The sequence below is a fragment of the Streptomyces sp. MP131-18 genome, from assembly GCF_001984575.1.
Taxonomy (GTDB): Bacteria; Actinomycetota; Actinomycetes; order Streptomycetales; family Streptomycetaceae; genus Streptomyces; species Streptomyces johnsoniae.
The window spans coordinates 6,251,939-6,252,548 of sequence record NZ_LZNS01000001.1 but is presented as its reverse complement, the minus strand read 5'-3'; the positions used below and the strand labels follow the sequence as shown (position 1 = coordinate 6,252,548).

At 71.3% G+C, this 610-nt stretch carries 1 protein-coding gene; it reads left to right on the top strand.

The features are described 5' to 3' along the window. Positions 1–4 precede the first annotated feature (4 nt). On the top strand, positions 5–610 hold a 606-nt coding region (locus STBA_RS28145; protein ID WP_253195292.1), incomplete at its 3' end, for a polyketide synthase.

Genomic DNA, 610 nt, shown 5'->3' with positions numbered 1-610 from the left:
GGCGATGCACCAGGCGGCGCAGGCCCTCCGCAGTGGTGAGTGTTCGCTGGCGCTGGCGGGTGGCGCCACGGTCATGGCCAATGCCGGTATGTTCCTGGAGTTCAGCCGCCAACGCGGGCTGGCACTCGACAGCCGGTGCAAGTCGTTCTCCGCCGCGGCCGATGGCGTGGCATGGGCCGAGGGCGCGGGCATGGTCCTGCTGGAACGCCTCTCCGACGCGCAGGCCAACGGGCACACGGTCCTGGCCGTCATCCGCGGCACCGCGATCAACCAGGACGGTGCGAGCAACGGCCTCACCGCCCCCAACGGCCCCTCCCAGCAACGCGTCATCCACGCCGCACTGGCCAACGCCGGCCTCGCCCCGGACGACATCGACGCCGTCGAAGCACACGGCACCGGCACCACCCTCGGCGACCCCATCGAAGCCCAGGCCCTGCTGGCCACCTACGGCCAGCACCGGCCCGAGGACCAGCCCCTGTGGCTGGGATCGCTGAAATCCAACATCGGACACGCCCAGGCCGCGGCAGGCATCGGCGGGGTCATCAAAATGATCCAGGCCATGCGCCACGGCACCCTGCCACGCACTCTGCACGCCGACGAGCCCAGCCCG